Origin of the sequence: Planktotalea sp. (assembly GCF_050633725.1) — a bacterium.
Lineage (GTDB): Bacteria > Pseudomonadota > Alphaproteobacteria > Rhodobacterales > Rhodobacteraceae > Planktotalea.
The window spans coordinates 22,965-40,339 of sequence record NZ_JBOEHB010000040.1 but is presented as its reverse complement, the minus strand read 5'-3'; the positions used below and the strand labels follow the sequence as shown (position 1 = coordinate 40,339).

17 protein-coding genes are annotated in these 17,375 nt (G+C 53.6%); 5 read left to right on the top strand and 12 right to left on the bottom strand.

Annotated elements, in window-relative coordinates:
• Positions 1-10: 10 nt before the first annotated feature.
• The 9 genes from ACRBCU_RS18995 to ACRBCU_RS18955 all read right to left on the bottom strand — a co-directional run bounded on the left by ACRBCU_RS18995 (position 11) and on the right by ACRBCU_RS18955 (position 9,316).
• Entirely contained in the window at positions 11-586 is a 576-nt protein-coding gene (locus tag ACRBCU_RS18995; protein WP_431366969.1) for an acetyltransferase, read from the bottom strand.
• Positions 583-1,716 (bottom strand): glycosyltransferase, encoded by a 1,134-nt coding sequence (locus ACRBCU_RS18990; RefSeq protein ID WP_431366968.1) that lies wholly within the window; start codon positions 1,714-1,716, stop codon positions 583-585. Before ACRBCU_RS18990 ends, ACRBCU_RS18995 begins: the two co-directional genes overlap by 4 nt.
• On the bottom strand, positions 1,713-2,564 hold the full coding sequence (locus ACRBCU_RS18985) for a sulfotransferase domain-containing protein (protein WP_431366967.1): 852 nt from the start codon (positions 2,562-2,564) through the stop codon (positions 1,713-1,715). The genes ACRBCU_RS18990 and ACRBCU_RS18985 overlap by 4 nt, the downstream gene beginning before the upstream one ends.
• Positions 2,561-3,787: a glycosyltransferase gene (locus tag ACRBCU_RS18980; protein WP_431366966.1), complete on the bottom strand. Its 1,227-nt coding sequence runs from the start codon at positions 3,785-3,787 to the stop codon at positions 2,561-2,563. The genes ACRBCU_RS18985 and ACRBCU_RS18980 overlap by 4 nt, the downstream gene beginning before the upstream one ends.
• The gene (locus ACRBCU_RS18975; protein ID WP_431366965.1) at positions 3,780-4,385 is read right to left on the bottom strand and encodes an acyltransferase; all 606 of its coding nucleotides are present in this window, start codon (positions 4,383-4,385) and stop codon (positions 3,780-3,782) included. The genes ACRBCU_RS18980 and ACRBCU_RS18975 overlap by 8 nt, the downstream gene beginning before the upstream one ends.
• The gene (locus tag ACRBCU_RS18970) at positions 4,382-5,668 is read right to left on the bottom strand and encodes a hypothetical protein (protein ID WP_431366964.1); all 1,287 of its coding nucleotides are present in this window, start codon (positions 5,666-5,668) and stop codon (positions 4,382-4,384) included. The genes ACRBCU_RS18975 and ACRBCU_RS18970 overlap by 4 nt, the downstream gene beginning before the upstream one ends.
• Positions 5,665-6,909, bottom strand: a complete 1,245-nt coding sequence (locus tag ACRBCU_RS18965; RefSeq protein WP_431366963.1) for a glycosyltransferase family 4 protein — start codon at positions 6,907-6,909, stop codon at positions 5,665-5,667. Before ACRBCU_RS18965 ends, ACRBCU_RS18970 begins: the two co-directional genes overlap by 4 nt.
• Positions 6,906-7,886 carry a glycosyltransferase gene (locus tag ACRBCU_RS18960; RefSeq protein ID WP_431366962.1) on the bottom strand — a complete coding sequence of 327 codons (981 nt, stop codon included), beginning with the start codon at positions 7,884-7,886 and terminating at the stop codon, positions 6,906-6,908. The genes ACRBCU_RS18965 and ACRBCU_RS18960 overlap by 4 nt, the downstream gene beginning before the upstream one ends.
• 173 nt (positions 7,887-8,059) lie before the next feature.
• Positions 8,060-9,316, bottom strand: coding sequence for a lipopolysaccharide biosynthesis protein (locus ACRBCU_RS18955; RefSeq protein WP_431366961.1), 1,257 nt, complete (start codon positions 9,314-9,316; stop codon positions 8,060-8,062).
• A gap of 180 nt (positions 9,317-9,496) precedes the next feature.
• On the opposite strand from ACRBCU_RS18955, the gene gmd reads away from it, so the two are divergent.
• From gmd to ACRBCU_RS18935, 4 genes are all read left to right on the top strand, one after another.
• On the top strand, positions 9,497-10,615 hold the full coding sequence (gene gmd, locus ACRBCU_RS18950; protein WP_431366960.1) for a GDP-mannose 4,6-dehydratase: 1,119 nt from the start codon (positions 9,497-9,499) through the stop codon (positions 10,613-10,615).
• A gap of 4 nt (positions 10,616-10,619) precedes the next feature.
• Positions 10,620-11,555 (top strand): GDP-L-fucose synthase, encoded by a 936-nt coding sequence (gene fcl, locus ACRBCU_RS18945; RefSeq protein WP_431366959.1) that lies wholly within the window; start codon positions 10,620-10,622, stop codon positions 11,553-11,555.
• Between the two features lie 172 nt (positions 11,556-11,727).
• Positions 11,728-12,381 carry a sugar transferase gene (locus ACRBCU_RS18940; RefSeq protein WP_431366958.1) on the top strand — a complete coding sequence of 218 codons (654 nt, stop codon included), beginning with the start codon at positions 11,728-11,730 and terminating at the stop codon, positions 12,379-12,381.
• A 54-nt stretch (positions 12,382-12,435) separates the two neighbouring features.
• The gene (locus ACRBCU_RS18935) at positions 12,436-12,909 is read left to right on the top strand and encodes a lasso peptide biosynthesis B2 protein (RefSeq protein WP_431366957.1); all 474 of its coding nucleotides are present in this window, start codon (positions 12,436-12,438) and stop codon (positions 12,907-12,909) included.
• Between the two features lie 45 nt (positions 12,910-12,954).
• Here the strand turns inward: ACRBCU_RS18935 and ACRBCU_RS18930 are convergent, their stop codons facing one another.
• Entirely contained in the window at positions 12,955-13,488 is a 534-nt protein-coding gene (locus ACRBCU_RS18930) for a phage tail protein (protein ID WP_431366956.1), read from the bottom strand.
• A gap of 232 nt (positions 13,489-13,720) precedes the next feature.
• Between ACRBCU_RS18930 and ACRBCU_RS18925 the strand changes: the two genes are divergently transcribed.
• Positions 13,721-14,905, top strand: coding sequence for a nucleotidyltransferase domain-containing protein (locus ACRBCU_RS18925; protein ID WP_431366955.1), 1,185 nt, complete (start codon positions 13,721-13,723; stop codon positions 14,903-14,905).
• On the opposite strand, the gene ACRBCU_RS18920 is transcribed toward ACRBCU_RS18925, so the two are convergent.
• Positions 14,862-16,580: an ABC transporter ATP-binding protein gene (locus ACRBCU_RS18920; protein WP_431366954.1), complete on the bottom strand. Its 1,719-nt coding sequence runs from the start codon at positions 16,578-16,580 to the stop codon at positions 14,862-14,864. The two genes, ACRBCU_RS18925 and ACRBCU_RS18920, sit on opposite strands and share 44 nt — an antisense overlap.
• Before the next feature lie 39 nt (positions 16,581-16,619).
• Positions 16,620-17,360 (bottom strand): hypothetical protein, encoded by a 741-nt coding sequence (locus ACRBCU_RS18915; RefSeq protein WP_431366953.1) that lies wholly within the window; start codon positions 17,358-17,360, stop codon positions 16,620-16,622.
• Positions 17,361-17,375 lie beyond the last annotated feature (15 nt).

The following is a 17,375-nucleotide window of genomic DNA, read 5'->3' as shown; positions in this document are numbered from 1 at the left end:
ACACAAAGGGTCAGGAGCGCGCCCCCCGCTGTCCAACTTGTTGCGCCGGATTTCCCATCATGATTGCCTCTGTTGGCACATCGTTCATGACAACTGCGCGCGCACCGAGAATGGCTTTGGCACCGACAGAGACATCGGGGCCGACAAAAGCATCAGCGCAAATCCAGACGTCTTCTGCGATGGTAATTGGCGGTTTCAGCAGGGTCATCGCCGGACCGCGCCAATCATGTGTGCCTGCGCAAAGATGCGCGCCTTGCGAGATGGTCGCGCGCGCACCGATGTGGATAGGGCCAAGCGCGTAGACAATCACGCGATCCCCGATAGCGGCTGAATCGGCGGCGCTCAGGTTCCAAGGAATGGTGATTCTGGCGGTTGGAAAGATATGTACATCGCGGCCAATCTGGGCGCCAAACAGGCGCAGCAACATACGTCGCCAACCCCAAAGCGGTCGCGGGCTAAAGCGAAACAACGGCTGGACCAAGGCCCAAACAACGCGGCCAGCCAGTTCGAGGCGCGTCCATTTCTGGCTGGCGCGATTGTCGGCGACCCAGTCTTTATCGCGTTGTGATGAACCTGTTTGTGTCATGTCAAAACCCAATCGGGGCGCGTGTTTTGTTCGCCAAGAAGCCAAGCGTATACTGCATTCAACCGCAAGCCCACGCTGTTCCAAGTGAATTTTTCTTCGACCAATGCGCGCCCTGCCCGTCCGTATTCGAGTAGATCATCGCTCTCTAAGTGGTGTTCTAACGCTTTGGCGATGGTCTCTGGCGACGTGCCTGTCTCAACCGCGCCGCCTGCGGTGAACCCTTCTGGCAGGTTGGCTTGTTTGCTCATGAAGACAGGCAATTCATGCGCCCATGCTTCGAGCACTGCCATTGGCAAACCTTCTGAATGAGAGGCAAGAATGAACGCGCTGGCACCCGCGAGCAGCGTTGTTTTCTGTGTGCCGTAAACCGCGCCCCGAAAGCTGATGTCATTTTCAAGCCCAAGTTTGCGCACCAGATTTTCAAGCGTGGTTTGGTGATCGCCATCATCCCAACCAGCAATCACGATGCGCCAACGCCTACGTACTTCGGGGTGTTTGGAGAGCAGCAAAGACCACGCCTGTATCGTTTCGCTCAGGCCCTTCTTTGGATGCAAGCGGCCAAGGAAAAGCAAAGTGCGACGCGGATCATCTGGGGCGTTTGGTTTTGATGGCAACGGTGGAAAATCAACTCCGTTTGGAATGATTGCGATCGGTTGTTTTAGCCCAAGGGCGCGCATCGCGCTGGCTTCGGCTGGGTTTAGCGCGTGCAAGCAATCGGCCGCATTCAGCGCGCGTCGCTCGTACAAGCCAAGCGCCAGTCGCTTTTTTAAGCGTCCGTTTTGCAGCGCCCAAGGATCGAGCATGCCATGCGGAGAGATTACCAGCGCGCGCTCTTTGTGCTTTCGCCAACTGCGCACCCCGAGGGAGACCGCAGGAATCCATAGCCCATGAGAGTGCACGATGCGCGCCTCTGACTGCATCAGCGCGCGTTTCACGTCTTTGCCTGAGTGCGCGGCTCTTACTGTGAGATCGGTCTGCGAAGGTGCCTGTGTTTGCGAGGTCAGGTTGATCACCTCAAGTGTGCGCCCGGCCTGAGAAAGCGCGCGCGCCTGACCCAAGATCGCCTCGTATACGCCGCCAGAGCGGGGCGAAAAGTCAGTGGTGAGTATGCCTAGCTTTGCAGGGTTCATTTCGCGCGCGCCTTGTCATCAAGCGAGTAGGCGAAACGGTCTAGTTCAGGGTTTAGCCGCTCAGCGATTTCACGGCGATCTGACGGCGAAAGCGCGCTTTGCCAATTGATCGCGGGAAACCCTGCGCGATCCGCAATAATGGCGGTGCTATCAGGGGAAAGACGGGTCAATCTGTTCAGACGTGTTTTGCGAAGCGAAGTAACTTTGGGCGGCAAGAGCGGCCTGCGATCTTTGCTCTGTTCACCCATTTCGTGCGCAAATTGCGATAACGTATTTTGGGTTGCTTTGACCACGTCTTCGTAGCGAATAACGCAGGCATCGGGCTTTGCAGACCACCCTTGCACATGTGATTGCCACCAGCCAAGACGGTCTGCGCTATTGTCCCAGTGACGGCTGTGCAGGAAAGTCATCAGGTCCATCTGCGCCACATCGGTGTGAATCGCACTGAGGAATTGATGATACGACACCATCACATCCATTGGATGACGCACAACGTAGAGTGTATGCGCCTGCTCTGCCAGATCGCGCCAAGCTCCGCTTGGTGGCGTGCGCTCATCTTGCGCCCAGCTGGTGGCAAAATCAGCGGTGAAGTGGGTCTTGAGCAGAGCCCTTTTGGGTCTGTTCACAATCTTGCGCGCTTGCGCTTGGCTAAAGCGGCGGTGATCCGCGCCAAGGCGTTCGAGGTTGAGATAAAGGTGGTCCAGAGGAAGCCCGAAAAATCGCCAGTTGTGCAGAGAGCTGAATTGGCGGCGCAAGAGGTCCATGACCAGATGCGTGCCAGATCGCGGGTGGGATGCGACGATTATCGGCTGGCGCGCGTTGGCGCGGGTAACTGCGGCTTGGGTCATGCGACGGTCTCGATGACGCGGCGGCGCATTGCTTTGATGATTGCTTTGTCGATGAAGGACAGCGTTTTGTCGGACCCGATCGCGATCTGGGCACATTGGACAAGGCTGTCTGCAAAGCGGGCTGGCCCCCAGTCGCTAACGATTGTTTGACTTGCCGCGCCCATTTCATGGCGTGATCTATCATCAAGCGTCATCATCGCGTGCAGCGCCTTGGCGATTTCATCTCGGTTTTTGGCGGGCACTCTCCAGCCGTTCCGCCCTGGTTGCACCAATTCTTGCGCAGCGCCGCATTCTTGCGAGGCGACAATCGGCAGACCTGTTGCAGCGGCTTCGTTGATCACAAGGCCCCATTGCTCACTGGTCGGGATATGTACGAACCCGCGCGATAAAGCATAGAGCGCGGGCAGCTCTTTAAAGGTTGTGAAGCCGGGCAGATGGACCTTTCCAGAGGTGAGGTCATTGGCCATGGTTTCCAGCGTTTGTCTTGATTCGCCTTCGCCTAATATCACCAAATCTGGCGGTGCTGTGAGCGGCTCGCAGGCCTGCCCATAAGCGGTGATCAGCATGTCCAGATTTTTCTTCGCGATAAAGCGGCCAGATGCCAGAATGTAGGATGCAGGAAGGTTTAACCGAGAGCGGATTGCATCAGCCTGACGCAGCGCCGCCGCGCCTTTTTCGCGAAAATAGGCGTTGTCTACGACGTCATAGCCGAGCCGTATGTTTTCGGGCGGCATGCCAAGTTGAGCGAGATAGCTCTTGTGCGATTGCCCAGCGGCAAGCGCGCTATCGCAGGCCTGCACAACGCGTCCTTTGATCCAATCGCGCAGCATATTGCGGGGCGCGTCCTCAGCGCGGCTGTCAGACATTACAATGACGCCGCGGGCGTTTTCGCGCGCCCAACTGAGCGCGGCGTAGCTTTCAGGGGATGCCCATCCGCTGATCGCCACCACATCAGGCGCAATCGTATTCAATCGTTTGCAAAGCTGGGTTTGAAGCGCGCCCTGCCCGACCGCCGCGCGATAGGTTTCAAGGTCTTGGTACATCCGATGCACGGTGTACCCGCTGGGCGCATCGCTGGCGAGCACCTGAGCAAATTTGCCCTCATTGGCAACAGAAATCACATGAAGATTGCCCAACCTCTGCCCCGCCGCTTCAAAGCGCGGGTGATGGTAATGGGTAACCTGCCGCGTCAGAATGGCGATTGATGGCGCAGCGCTAGGCATCTGCGGCGCTCCCTGTGTCATCGCTTAGTGATTTGCGCAGTGTCGCGGGCGCCCCTGCGATCAACACACCATCGGGAAACGTACCGTGGACGACGCTATTCGCGGCGATCACGCAGTCTTTTCCAATGTGGGTGCCGGGCCCAATAAACGCGCCGCGTCCGATCCATGTATTGGCACCAATGGTGACGGGTGCTACTTTGTACCCTTGATCGCGCACGCCTTTTCCGGCGGTATGAATATGTTGTTGATCGCGGATCGAAACATATTCCCCGATTGCAACGCGATCGCCGATTTCAATAGATTCGCTGGCGACCAACAGGCAGCCATCATTGACGGTCACCTGCGCACCGAGCGTAATCTTAGCGCCGCGCCCTGCGCTGAGAAACACATTATGCCCGAACCCGCAGCCGCGCCCTGTTGAGGTATTTGCCGGCACATAAGCCGTGCGAAGCCGACCATAAAAGCGCGTATCGCGCGAAATGGGATGATCCCAGACAAAGACAGTGAGTTGATACCAAATCCACCGCCACGCGAGCGCGCTACGTCGCGCAGCAGTATGCAACGCTCGGATCGTCAAATTGGGAATTGATCTCTTCATCTTATCTGCCTTTGCCGCTGCGGCACCGCACGTAAACGATACCGGTATTTAGAAGCGGCCCGCAGAGATAGAATTACAATGGCAAGGAAGGGAATAGACACAAAGAATTTGTCATGGCCATGAGTGAGTGACACCAGCACTTTGGGCAAAAAGCACATATAGGCGACTTGCGACCAAAAGTATCCAGCGCACCCATATGTGAACATAAGCTTCAGAACATAACCCATCAGGAAAAAGTAGAGCGCGCCAAAATAACCGAAATCGCTAAAGGCAGAGCCGAAGCCTGTCGACGTTGTTCCGACCGAAAATTCGAAACCATACGCCAAGTGGATGTAGTCAAACGTATTGCGGGCTTGTTCGAAATAGAGCGATTGTTTAAATTCTGCGCCAAGAATTTGACCGGGGATATAGAGCCGTACAAAGCCATTCCATAGCGCCAAACCAAAGTTATAAGCCCAGTTTTCCGCCGTGTAATCAATCACATATAGTGCATTTCGCACGTCATGTGCTTTCTCAAGATTTTTGGCAATGGCGGATTCGATATTGATGTTGCGCCAGAGATCAGGGTCAAACAACAACGGTCGCTCACCCGTGCTGGCTTCGATTGCCAAAGACGCCCCGCGCAGGGGGCCAATGACATAAACAACAATCACAAGGCCAACACCGCAAGCGGCAAGAATTGGCGGGCTAATCGTTTTCCTGCGTGCGAACCAATATGCGCATAAGAGTGCCGCCAGAAGTCCGATCATTTCTGAGCGACGCAGCAACACGATTGCCACCGGCACTGTAATTGCCAAATTTGCAGCAAGCAGCATAAAAGAGCGGCGATCTTTGAGGTTGAGGAAGAGCAAGAGCGACAGCACCAGTGCGACCTCGCGCACTTGCGCAAAGAAGGCGACGATTGTGATGGGTCCGCTCCATTGTTGCCCGCCCGTCCATTCGTTGCGGTAGCGCGCGAGCAAAAGATTGATCGCAATACTTATCAAAGTCAGTATGAGCGTCGGCAGCACCATTTTGGTGAAATCCGGCGGCGGGCTGGGAATTACGGGTTTCGCCTTTTGATACCATCCAATCCAGAACGCGATCAGGCAGACGCTCATCATCAGGATCAATCGGTTATATCCCGAGGCGGGTACGGAAATGTCAGTGGCCAAGCCTGCGACTTGCGGCAAGAACCACAAAAGATAGAGAACAGCCACGAGAACGGGCAGCTTCAAATATCCCGCATGAACGCGAATGCCATGAAAGATCACCGCGAAGCTGAGAAGAACAACAACGATCATAGCGCACCAAGGGGGTCAAACAGCGCATCTTGGAGTTTGCTGCTATATTTTGCCCAACTCAGTTCCAATGCGTGCGCGCGTGCGTTTTTGGCCATTGAATCGCGCAGGTCACGGTTTTGCACAATCAGTTCAATTGCATCGGCAAGCGCGCTCGCGTCACGCGCAGGAACAATCTTGCCGTCAATCCCGTCGCGCACGGCAGAGCCTGCTTCAAATGTTGTGACAACAGGCAGGCCGCATCCAAGCGCCTCATAGGTGACGCCTGCCGATCCTTCGGCCAAGGAGGGCAACGCCACTATATCAGCGGTGCTATAGGCCGCGCTCATGTCTTGTGCGTTTAGACGGCCAAGAAACGTCAGCGCTGCGCATTCCGGGCGCGCGCGTATCTCAACGGATGCGGTGCCAGCGACGTCGAAACGATAGCTTAGGCCGCGCTCGTTCAGGATCCTGGCGGCGGCGGCGAGGATATGGATGCCCTTGCGAAGCTCCGCCCCACCCGCAAACAAAACGCGCCCGACATCTGGGCGAGCTTTCACCGCACTCCATTTTGGATTTACCGCGTAAGGCACCAGCCGCGTGCGGGTCGCCGCAACGCCAAAATTGTTGATCAGGTCGCTGCGAACAAACTCTGAGGGGCAAAGGAATATGTCGGTATGCGCTAAAACGTCGTCCATCATCGGAGCGACACCCGCCTTAGCCGCATGCGCTTGACCATAGTAAATCTTGGGTGCTTCCCAATCTGGGAAGCTGCGCTGCTCATCGCGCACAATCGCTTCGGTGCTGGGCGCGATGTTCATATCTGTGATCGTCACCAACCCTTGTGCCTTTGCTCGTCGCTGAAACGCTGTGGCTTCGCCAAACATTGTTAACACATGGGTGGCATTGCCAAAGCCTGATTTCAACATGCGCATAGACGCGCGGTGATGGGCTTGGCGTATTTTTTTCAAGCGCGCGCCCTGTGTGCCGCCACCAGAAAGCGCGGCGCGCATTTGCAAGAACCAGCTTGGAAAGACATGAGTGCGCGCCAGAACGTCGGGCGGCGGGGTGCGGCGGCTTAGGTTGATGCGCCGCGCCACAGGCGGGATTTTCTGGATCAAAGGTGCCAGCCGCCCAATACCGCGCCCTGCACAAAGATCGGTATAAAGCGCCTCTAGCTGACCCGCCTGCGCAAAGGCAGCAGGCACCGCGTATTGGCGGCGCGCGCCGAGTTGGACCACCAAGACTGAAACATCGCGTTTCACGAGCGCCCTTTCACAGCGCGCAGCGCGCGTTTTGCGCGCGAGGCTGTTGTGCGCATCCCGTCTGCTGTGCGGGCTAAATAGCCGCGCAATGGTGCATCGCCCTCGGCCTGCCATTTTTCGAATGCAGGCGTGATCTGTGTGTCGATGCACTCAAGCCAGATTTTCGCAATTGCGTCGTGACTTACTTCCGCAGCGCGCGCTTTGCCTGCATCTACGAACGACGCGTAATACTTGGGATCGCTGGCAAGCCGCGCGAGGGCTTCATGAAATTCCGCTTCGCTTTTGACGCGGATGTAGTCGACCCCTGGCCTACCCACCGAAGAAAAGGCACTGTCATATCCAGCAATCAAAGGCACACCGGCCAACCATGCAGAAAACAGTTTGCTAGGTGGTTTTGCGTCATGTGTTTTGGTGTCGAAACTGCGGATTGCCACCAAGGCGTCAATTTCAGACAAGTCGTGCCAAAGATGCGGCTCAATCACGCGAAAGTCATAGGCGTTCAAGCGATCATCTGCGGCGCGCAATTCGTTGGCTAAATTCAACGGTCCAATAAGCCCTGCATAAGCTAGGGTCTTGAGCCCAATGCGATCGGGGTTGCGCGCGATCAAACCGGGAACTGGCCAGTATGGCAAATAGGCCTGACGTGACCCTGTCTTTACCGTTGAGTTTTGTAAAATTTCGAAATCCACATCGAACATGCGACGATAGTCAGCGCGAACGCTTATACGAAATTCACCGTTGCGCGTGTTATTCTCTCGCCAGCCCATGACATGACTGAAATTCATCACCCCCGCTTTGGGCGTGGTGCCTATCGTTAACCCTTCGCGGTACTGCCGCAAAACCATCCATGATTGCGCAACCCAATTGTAGCGACCGGCAAACCAATACGGAAAATTCTGTCCCAAAGCTTGGTCAGGCAATTCTGAAAGCTCACGAGCAAAGGACGCAGGGACCACAAAATGAATAGAAGATTTCATATAGTTCGCCTTATTTCCTAGCCGACAGCCATGTTTCAGCAACAGCTAAGTCGAAAATGTCATTGGTCCAAAAATCGTAAACGCCGACCTAATTCACTCTTTACCTCATGAAAAGTCTACTTCGTCTATAGAATTCGCACGCGCGTCTGAATTGGCCAACTTAGACGACACAATCACCTTCTCATAAGGCTTTGTCGGCTCAGCGCCGCCAGAACAACAGCATTTGCGATCGCACCAGCGCCAGCACCATTTAATCCAAAGAAAAGCGGGCCCAAGACACCAAACACACAAAACCCGCCAAAAGCAAACAAGCTGATTGCAAAAAAGCGCCAGCTCCCAAAGGTAATCTGCACGAGGGACGTGAAGGCAAAGGTGCTTGCGTAGATCGCAGACCCAGCAGCAAGCAAAAGCAACATTGGCTGTGCCTCACCGAAATTTGGGCCAAATAGCAGCGCAAGAATGCTGGTACCCGCTACCATCAAACCGAAAAATGCGGCCGCAGCAATAACGGTAGCCCATTTTGATATTTTGTTCGCTATCGCCATCGCTTGAGAAAATTGCCCCGCAGCAACAAGGCGGCTGAATTCAGGAAAAATTGAAACCCTAGCAGTTTCCGCAAAGCGTGAAAAAAGTTCTGAAACGCGATAGGCGACGCCGAATAGCGCGGCAGCTGCGGGGCCAAGAATTGCACCGACGATCAGGATTTCACCGCGTTGACGCACGGCATTCAGCGTGCCTGATGCGCTAACACCCAAGGCAAATGTCAGGAACTTGCGGCGCGCGACACGGTCAAATCGCGGGTTTTTCTTATTGTCATCTTGCGCCTTGATTTTGATCCACGCGCCCAGCAAAACAAGCACTGATGCAGCCGCTGTTATCGTCGGAATCGTGATCAAATAGGCGCTCAAAGAGGCGCCAATCGCGAACAGCAACGCGGCATTAACCAGCAGCAAGACCGCTTGCAGCACGTCAATCGTCACCGCCCAGCCGAATGCGCCTAGCAAGCGAAGCGCCCCGATAGAGGTTCCTCTGCCCGACAACAGCATCCCCGCCGCAAAAAAGAGGCCAAGTCTTGCGGTTTCGGGATCAAGCCCGACCAAAGCCGGCGCAAATAATAAAATAAGCACAACAACCAAAGCGGACACAGCCGCCGCGGCAAAATCCAAAGCAACACCATAGAGCCAGAGCGCCTTTAGACTTCCCCGCCCTTCGATGTCTGCGCCGACTTTGGTGTAGCTTTGCCAATTTTGGAAACTGATCAATTTCGCCGTCAACTCGCAGGTGGCTTGCACCAAAAACAACTTGCCCAGATCATCAATGCCAAGAGCGCGTGTGTTCAATGCCAGAGCAAAAAACCCCATCGCCGTAATCGCAAGCGAGCCAGACAGAACCATACCAAAATTTTTTGCGATCCTGCGCAGGGGCGACATGATGAATTTTCCACTTTAGCTGAAGCTTCCTAACTCGCAATTGCGCCTATGTCACCCAAGGGCAATCTGTGGAAACGCCTGATCGCCATTCGCTTAGAAACATCATATAGGGTCAAGAAAGTGCTACCCTTTTTCTCAAAAGACTTTTTAACTGAATTTAGAACGAGCTAGGTGAATTTGATGAAAAAAGCCCTGATCACAGGCGTTACAGGTCAAGACGGATCTTATCTGGCCGAGTTTTTGTTGGAAAAGGGCTATGACGTTCACGGCATCAAGCGGCGCGCCTCCTCGTTTAACACAGGACGGATTGATCACATATATGAAGACCCGCATATCGAAACCCAGCGGTTCAAGCTGCACTATGGTGATCTAAGCGATACGTCCAACCTCACACGCATCATTTCCGAGATTGAGCCGGATGAGGTCTATAACCTGGGCGCGCAATCGCATGTCGCCGTGAGTTTTGAAGCGCCTGAATATACCGCAGATGTGGACGGTATGGGCACGCTGCGCTTGCTTGAGGCAATCCGCTTTCTTGGGTTTGAGCAGAAAACAAAGTTCTATCAGGCCTCTACATCCGAGCTATTTGGTCTCGTGCAGGAAAGCCCCCAGAGCGAAACGACACCGTTTCACCCCCGCTCTCCCTATGGCGTTGCGAAATTATACGCCTATTGGATCACCGTGAACTACCGCGAAGCTTATGGCATGTATGCCTGCAATGGCATTTTGTTTAACCACGAAAGCCCGCGGCGCGGAGAAACCTTTGTCACCCGTAAAATCACCCGTGGTTTGGCCAATATCGCGATGGGGCTCGAGGATTGTCTTTACATGGGCAACATCGACGCGCTGCGCGATTGGGGCCACGCAAAAGATTATGTGCGCATGCAGTGGATGATGCTGCAACAAGACACGCCAGAAGACTTTGTGATTGCAACGGGCAAACAATATTCCGTGCGCGATTTTATCCAATGGAGCGCGGCAGAGCTTTCGATCGAGCTAGAATTTTCTGGCACTGGCATTGATGAAATCGCAACCGTTGTTTCGGTAGATTCCGCAATTTGCCCAAAAATTAAAACCGGCGATGTCATTTTACGCATTGATCCACGGTATTTTCGCCCCGCCGAAGTGGAAACGTTATTGGGCGATCCAAGCAAAGCGAAACAGGTGTTGGGATGGGAACCTGAAATCACGGCGCAAGAGATGTGCGCTGAAATGGTTCACGAAGATTTAAAAGCGGCGCGTCGTCATGCGCTGTTAAAAGAGCATGGCCTCGCTCTTCCTGTCAGTTTGGAAGAATAGAGCAATGCATTACGATCTAAGCGGAAAACGCGTCTGGGTGGCAGGGCATCGTGGCATGGTTGGCAGCGCTGTGGTGCGGCGACTTGCGCGCGAAAATTGCGAAGTTATCACCGCTGGTCGGGACGAACTTGACCTGACGAATCAATCTAAAGTTGATTCGTGGATGGGCAAAATGCGCCCCGATGTGATCGTTATGGCGGCGGCAAAAGTTGGCGGCATCCTTGCCAACAGCAGGCAGCCCGTCGATTTCCTGCTCGACAATCTGCTGATCGAAACTAACATCATGCGCGCCGCTCATGCCAACGACGTCGAGCGGTTTTTGTTCCTTGGATCGTCATGCATCTACCCCAAACTCGCCGAGCAACCTATCACGGAAGATAGCCTGCTGACGGGGCCGCTTGAGCCGACAAATGAATGGTATGCAATCGCCAAAATTGCAGGCATCAAACTTGTCCAGGCCTTTCGCGCACAACATGGGCGCGACTGGATTTCCGCGATGCCCACCAACCTATACGGCCCCGGCGATAACTACGATTTAGAGACCAGTCATGTGCTACCTGCGTTAATGCGCAAAGCCCACGAAGCTCAGGAAAATAACGCCCCTAAACTCGAACTTTGGGGGTCTGGCACACCTCTGCGCGAATTCCTTCATTGTGACGATCTGGCGGATGCGCTGGTGTTTTTGCTGCAAACCTATTCAGGTGACGAGCACATAAATGTCGGCTCCGGTGTTGAGGTCTCTATCAAAGAGCTTGCCGAGACAATCACCCGAGTTGTCGGGTATGAAGCAGAGCTTGTTTTCGATCCAAGCAAGCCTGACGGAACGCCCCGCAAGTTGATGGACAGCACGCGATTGAAGCACCTTGGCTGGGACAATGCACGGCCCTTGGAAGATGGCATTTGCAGCACCTATGCGGCCTTCCGAACGACGCTCGGGTAAGACAGTTTCGCCGCTGCGTTAACCCATTTGCATCAAATTGCGCAACTTCCAAGCAAAGCAATTTAAGATTGAGCTAGACAAAGCCCCGATCATTGACCAAGATTTTACGATCTGTTAATCAAAGGTATATATTTTTTAACGCTTTCATTTTTCACGAGGGAACCGTACCGCCGTGAGTAGCCACGATTTTTCTGTGTTCAGCGCATCCCAAGCGGATGGTGTGATTCACCACAGTAAAAATGCTCGTTTCTTCTTTTTCAAACGTTTGTTTGATGTGGTTTGCTGCGTGCTGCTTTTGCCTGTCTTAGCATTTAGCGCAATTGTCCTTTTGATCCTTAACCCCTTCATGAACAAAGGTAAATTGATCTTCGTTCAAACGCGCATGGGTCAGAATTGCGCACCGTTTCAGGCCTACAAATTCCGCACGATGTCCGAGGAAAAAGCAACATCGCGGTGCCCAGATAGCCCGTTAGAAGTGGATCGCATTACGCCCCTTGGAAGCAAGCTGCGTAGATTGCGGATCGACGAGTTACCTCAAATTCTGAACGTATTGCGCGGCGAAATGAGCATGATTGGCCCTCGGCCCGATTATTTTCAATATGCATCGCAATATATCGTCTCTGTTCCGGGTTACTCTGACCGTCACATCATTCGCCCGGGAATTAGCGGCCTTGCTCAAACGCAAATCGGTTATGTGCAAAGTATTGCAGGGACAAAGCTGAAAGTTTCAGCGGATTTGGAATACATTCAGAACCTCGGATTTTTCCAAGAATTGCGGATCGTTTGGCGCACGCTTGTTGTCATTTGTATGCGTGCGGGAAGTTGATATAATTTCCTTCCTTGAAGCCGTGAGCGTTTCAAGTTGAAAGGCGCACGCGGCATGAGTTTTCTAGCAACTGCATCTCGAAAATGGACCTCATTCTGGTCCTATGGGCTGATTGAACATGCGTTGATTTTGCCCGCGTTCTGTTTGCTGGGCATCGCCAGATTGATGATTCTATGCCTTCCATTTCGCGGATATGTTGCGGTATTTGGGAAAAGATCTGAGGCAAAGAACGATATCTTGGCTTTGCCCGAACGATCCCAAAATCGAGCGCGTGCTATCGGGAAAGCAATCCGCATGACCGCCAAACGCACGCCTTGGCACTCCGTTTGCCTGCCGCAAGCGATTTGTGCCTGTATTTTGCTCAGACTTTTCCGCATTCCGTACCATACGCGATTTGGCGTCATGCCAGACACCAAGAACGATATGCTTACGGCGCATGTCTGGGTGACAGCTGGCACCTGCGTTGTCACCGGCGGTGCGGCACATGGTGGACATACTGTTGTGGCCAGCTTTCAGTTTCGCGACTGAGAACCGCCCCCCAAAAAAGGGAAGCGGCTGTGTATCCGCAACACTCTAGCTGCGGCTTGGGAACAGACCCTGAAGCGCGATGATGAAGTTCACTGCAATGTAAGGATTGTCGATTTCGAAGGGAATGTTGGCACCAACATTGTGCTGGGTAACGGAGTTTGGTGACAGAGGGACCAAGTTAGTATCGTTCGTTACTGCCGTAAACATATCCACTGTACTCGTTGCAATCGCCTTATTGTTCGGGTTCGCCGTATCTGCAGGATCGGCTGCCACTCTAATCCCTACGTCATGATTGTGGCTCGGCAAATTCGAAGTCAACAATGTCACGTCATTGCGACCGCCGCGTTGACCCAAATGATATGATGGCAAACCAGGGCCATTTCCGGGATGAAGCGGCAAACGACCCCGCATCTCGGGCAAGCCAAATGTCGTGCGCCCGTCCCCGCCATATGTTGTTCCTAAAATGGAAAATAGAGCGGAGTTTGCTGAAATCGGCAAAAGCTGACCATCACAAAACGCCCAACCGCGCGGCGCAAAATTGCCGCCAAACATAATGATCTGTCCAAGAAAAGGTTCCATAAGGAGACTCCCAATTTTTCAATTTATTCCATGGCGTTTGCCGAGAAAATGTCTCGCCCTCAGAATCTGCGTTAACGTGTACCCCTTACCCAAACTACTCGGCTAAATTGTATGATAAGAATTTTTTCCCGCCTGTCTGCAAAAAATACACTTTTGTGGTATCTTTTTGTGGTCAATACCCCAAATGCTTGTGTCGTTGGCAGTGCCGCCTTTGAACTGCTAGAGAACAGGAATGACGTTTGAACAACCCGCCCCCCTTTCACGCGAAACACAATTTGTTGCCGCTTGCTGCCGCTGGCCACAAAATGAAGGCGCGCGCATTGCGGTGCGCAATGCGATTTCGCAAATCACAGATTGGGAACAGGTAGAGCAAGTCTGCAGGCGACACCGTGTCGTGGGACTGGTGCATAATGCGCTGCGCGAGCAGCCCGGAGTTCCAGCAGAGTTTTCCGCAACGATCAAACTAGGTGCCCAAAAAATCGCGGTAAACGCTGCGCGCCAAGCACAAGAAGCCGTGCGTCTGGAAACGCTCATGCGCGAAAACGCGATTGCTTCGGTTCAATTCAAAGGACCATCTTTATCTCAGATCGCCTATGGCACCCTTGGGATTAAGCGCAGCAAAGATCTCGACATTCTTGTCTCTGCCCAAGATGTTCCAACCGCGCTAAAGCTCTTGGAAGGGTCCAATTATTCTATCGGGCGAACACAGGCCCCTATCAGCGCGCAGCTAAGCGACGCGCTTATCCGTCATCGCAATCAGATAGAACTGATTGACCCTTATGGCATGATCATCGAGCTGCATTGGCAACTCGCCAATGCGCCCGGCCTTTTGCCCGATATCGAGCGTCAGATGTCCACGCAAACGGTGACGCTTGAAGGTTATGGCCAGATTACAACGCTGGCGGATGCGGACCTTTTTGCCTACCTGTGCCAGCACGGTGCCCTGCATGATTGGGCACGGCTGCGTTGGCTTGTGGATGTCGCAGCCCTGTATTTTTCAAAAGGCGACGACGTCATTGCGCCTTTGATGAAAGCTGCCCATTCAAAAGGGGCCGGCCTTGCCGCAGAGCAGGCCCAGCTCTTGTGTCATCATTTGTTTGCAACGCCTGCCCCGACGGCGGTCTCGGCGCGGACACGGCAGTTAACCGACTATGCGCTGCACCGTATCGAAGCCCCCTACACCCGCGAACGCGTCTTTGAAAAAATAGGTTTCAACGCACGCCGATGGTGGATGCAGCGGCACTTTTATCCAAATTCTCGCACGGCTTTGGGCTTGCTCAAGGTGCATCGCGCGTCACTGGATGACATCATCGCAATGCCCTTGCCTGCTCATTTAGATTGGCTCTATCCGATCTTGCGGTTGCCCCGCTGGGCTATGCGCCGCGCCCTGCGTCCTTCTGCGCTTCCAACGAAATAATCTGATCGAAAATCTTTGGATCAACCGCGCGGTGGGTCACAACGACAATCGTCATATGACCGTAGTCCTTGCGCAATCCCGCGAGAATCAGCTCCTCTGACGCGCGATCCAGCGCAGATGTCGCCTCGTCCAAAATCAGCAAACCGGGTTGACGCAAAAGCGCGCGCGAGAGGCAAAAGCGTTGACGTTCACCGCCAGAAAACCGCTGACCGCGATCCCCGACCATATAGTCCAGCCCCTCAGGCAAACCAGCGACGATCTTATCTGCTCCCGTCAAACGCAGCGCATTTTCGATCTCACTGTCCGAGGCATTCTTCGTATCCATCAACAACGCCTCGCGCAGCGTGCGATCAATCAAGAAAGAATCCTGCGGCACATAGGCAAGCGCCCGCGCGATCGCGCCTAGCGCCTGCGGATCGGACGTAGACAGATCGCCAACCTGAACCTGCCCACTGCTTGGCGTCAAAAGCCCGTTCATCAAGTCTAGAACTGTACTTTTCCCCGCGCCAGACGGGCCGATCAAAGCGATCATCTGCCCTGCGTCGACCTTCATATTCAGACCGTCAATTTGCGTATCTGCGCCGTTCTCATACCGAAATGAAACCTCTTGGAACTTAACACCCAACGCGCCTTCTGGCTTGGGAAGCATCGTATCGACGGGCACTTCGTCATTTTCCAACCGCGCCAAAAGCGCATACAGCGCACTATGGGCGGGCAGCATATTTGCAAAAAGTTGCGCGCCTTTAAACAGCCCGAAAGCAGGTCCGGAAATACGCGCCATAATGATGACAACCGTGATCAAGGTCAGCGGACTGGTGTTCAGTACAAACAGCCCAAGCATAACCGTGATGCTGAGCATCAATGCGCTACTGATCTGAAAAATCGCCTGCGCTGTCGCTTGTTCAACACCAAAGCGCAAAATTTCATGCCGAATTTCACCAACGTTATTGTCGAAATGCGCCACATGGGCAGCTTCGGTTCGATAGACTTTGACCAGTTTTAATCCCGCCATGAACTGAACGAGGGTTTGCTGAAGCTGCTTACCCGCCTGCGTTTGACGCGCGCCCAACCTGCGCGCACGGCGCATTAGGCGCGGCAAAATCAAAGCGCTAACGAGGATCAAAACCAGCACAAGCGCTGTCAAATCGGGCGATATCAAAAAGGACACACCCAACTGCACCAAAACCATGATCGCGGTGACACTGCCTTGCAAAATATGATGCGTGCCGCCCGCCATTCGGTTCACATCTTGCAAAATGGCGTGCTGCCCTTCGTGCATCTGCACATTCAGCAGGGTTTGCCATTTCGCATTTGCCAAAGCCTGAAAAATACGAGAGCGCCATTGGTCGATAAAACCTTGCGAAATACGTGCCAACAGCGTGGTGCGCTTCCATGTGATGAAGCTGCGCAAGACGATCAAACCCATGAATCCGGCGATCAGTGCGATCACCTGAGCTTTGATTGAATGCAGCCCAATGGCGCGCATCGTCTCGCCAAGCCATAGCGCAAGCGGAGCATCGCTCTCGCCTGCAACAAGCTGAAGAATTGGCAACAAAAGCAGCAGACCAAACCCTTCGGTCAACGCGCCAGCAAAGCTATAGCCAACAGCGCGCAAGATCTGATCATTGGCGTAGCTCAAAAAGTCTCGCAAATATTGACGAAACGCTGCGTACATAATGTTGGCTCTTTCTGCTTAGTTCATCTCAAGGCGCGGTCATGGAAAACGCATTCTTAGCTCTTCATATACTTTTTGCGCGCCCAGCCTTTGCGCCCAATGCCCCTGTGTCTCGCTCAGATCATCCGCTTTGTTTCGATAAAGCCCCTCTTCGATATTATCGATGGCTTGCTCAATTTCAGTGTCCGTTGGCGTGAGTTTTGCACAGGTTGCGACGCGGCGCACATAGCGATCTGGATCAATGCGCGCCTGAGCATAATCTATCGCATGAAGACGATCACCATAGCACGACAGCGGCCCTTCAATATGACGTTCCAGCGTTTGGAAATTCTGGCGATAGTTTTGCAAAAACTCGGTCGAGAATTGAAATTCTGCCAGCTTTGCACTGGGCATTGAGCCGTCAGGCATCGGGTGCACATCTGTCCCTAAAAATTCTGATCTGGCTTGCTCACAGGGAATTCGAATAGACACCAAAACACAGGTGATCTGATGGATCGCGCCTTGCCATAGCTCTATCGCATCGCTTTCGACAAAATTGAGAACATCGGTCTTAAACGCAATCTTGGGATTGCCCTGCGCCTGCAATCTTCGAAACGCTTCACTCTTCAATCCTCGGGCATATAGCCGCCCATCCTCAAAGTAGCCCTTCGGGTTTAACGCGAAATGAGCGTCTGTTGGATTTTTGCGAAACGTATAGCCAAAAACGTCTGCCCCGAGCAGTTTTAGCGTTTGCATCATCAGCGACGAGCCAGACCGTCCCATTGTCAGTACAACAATCAATTTGGCTCCTTTTCC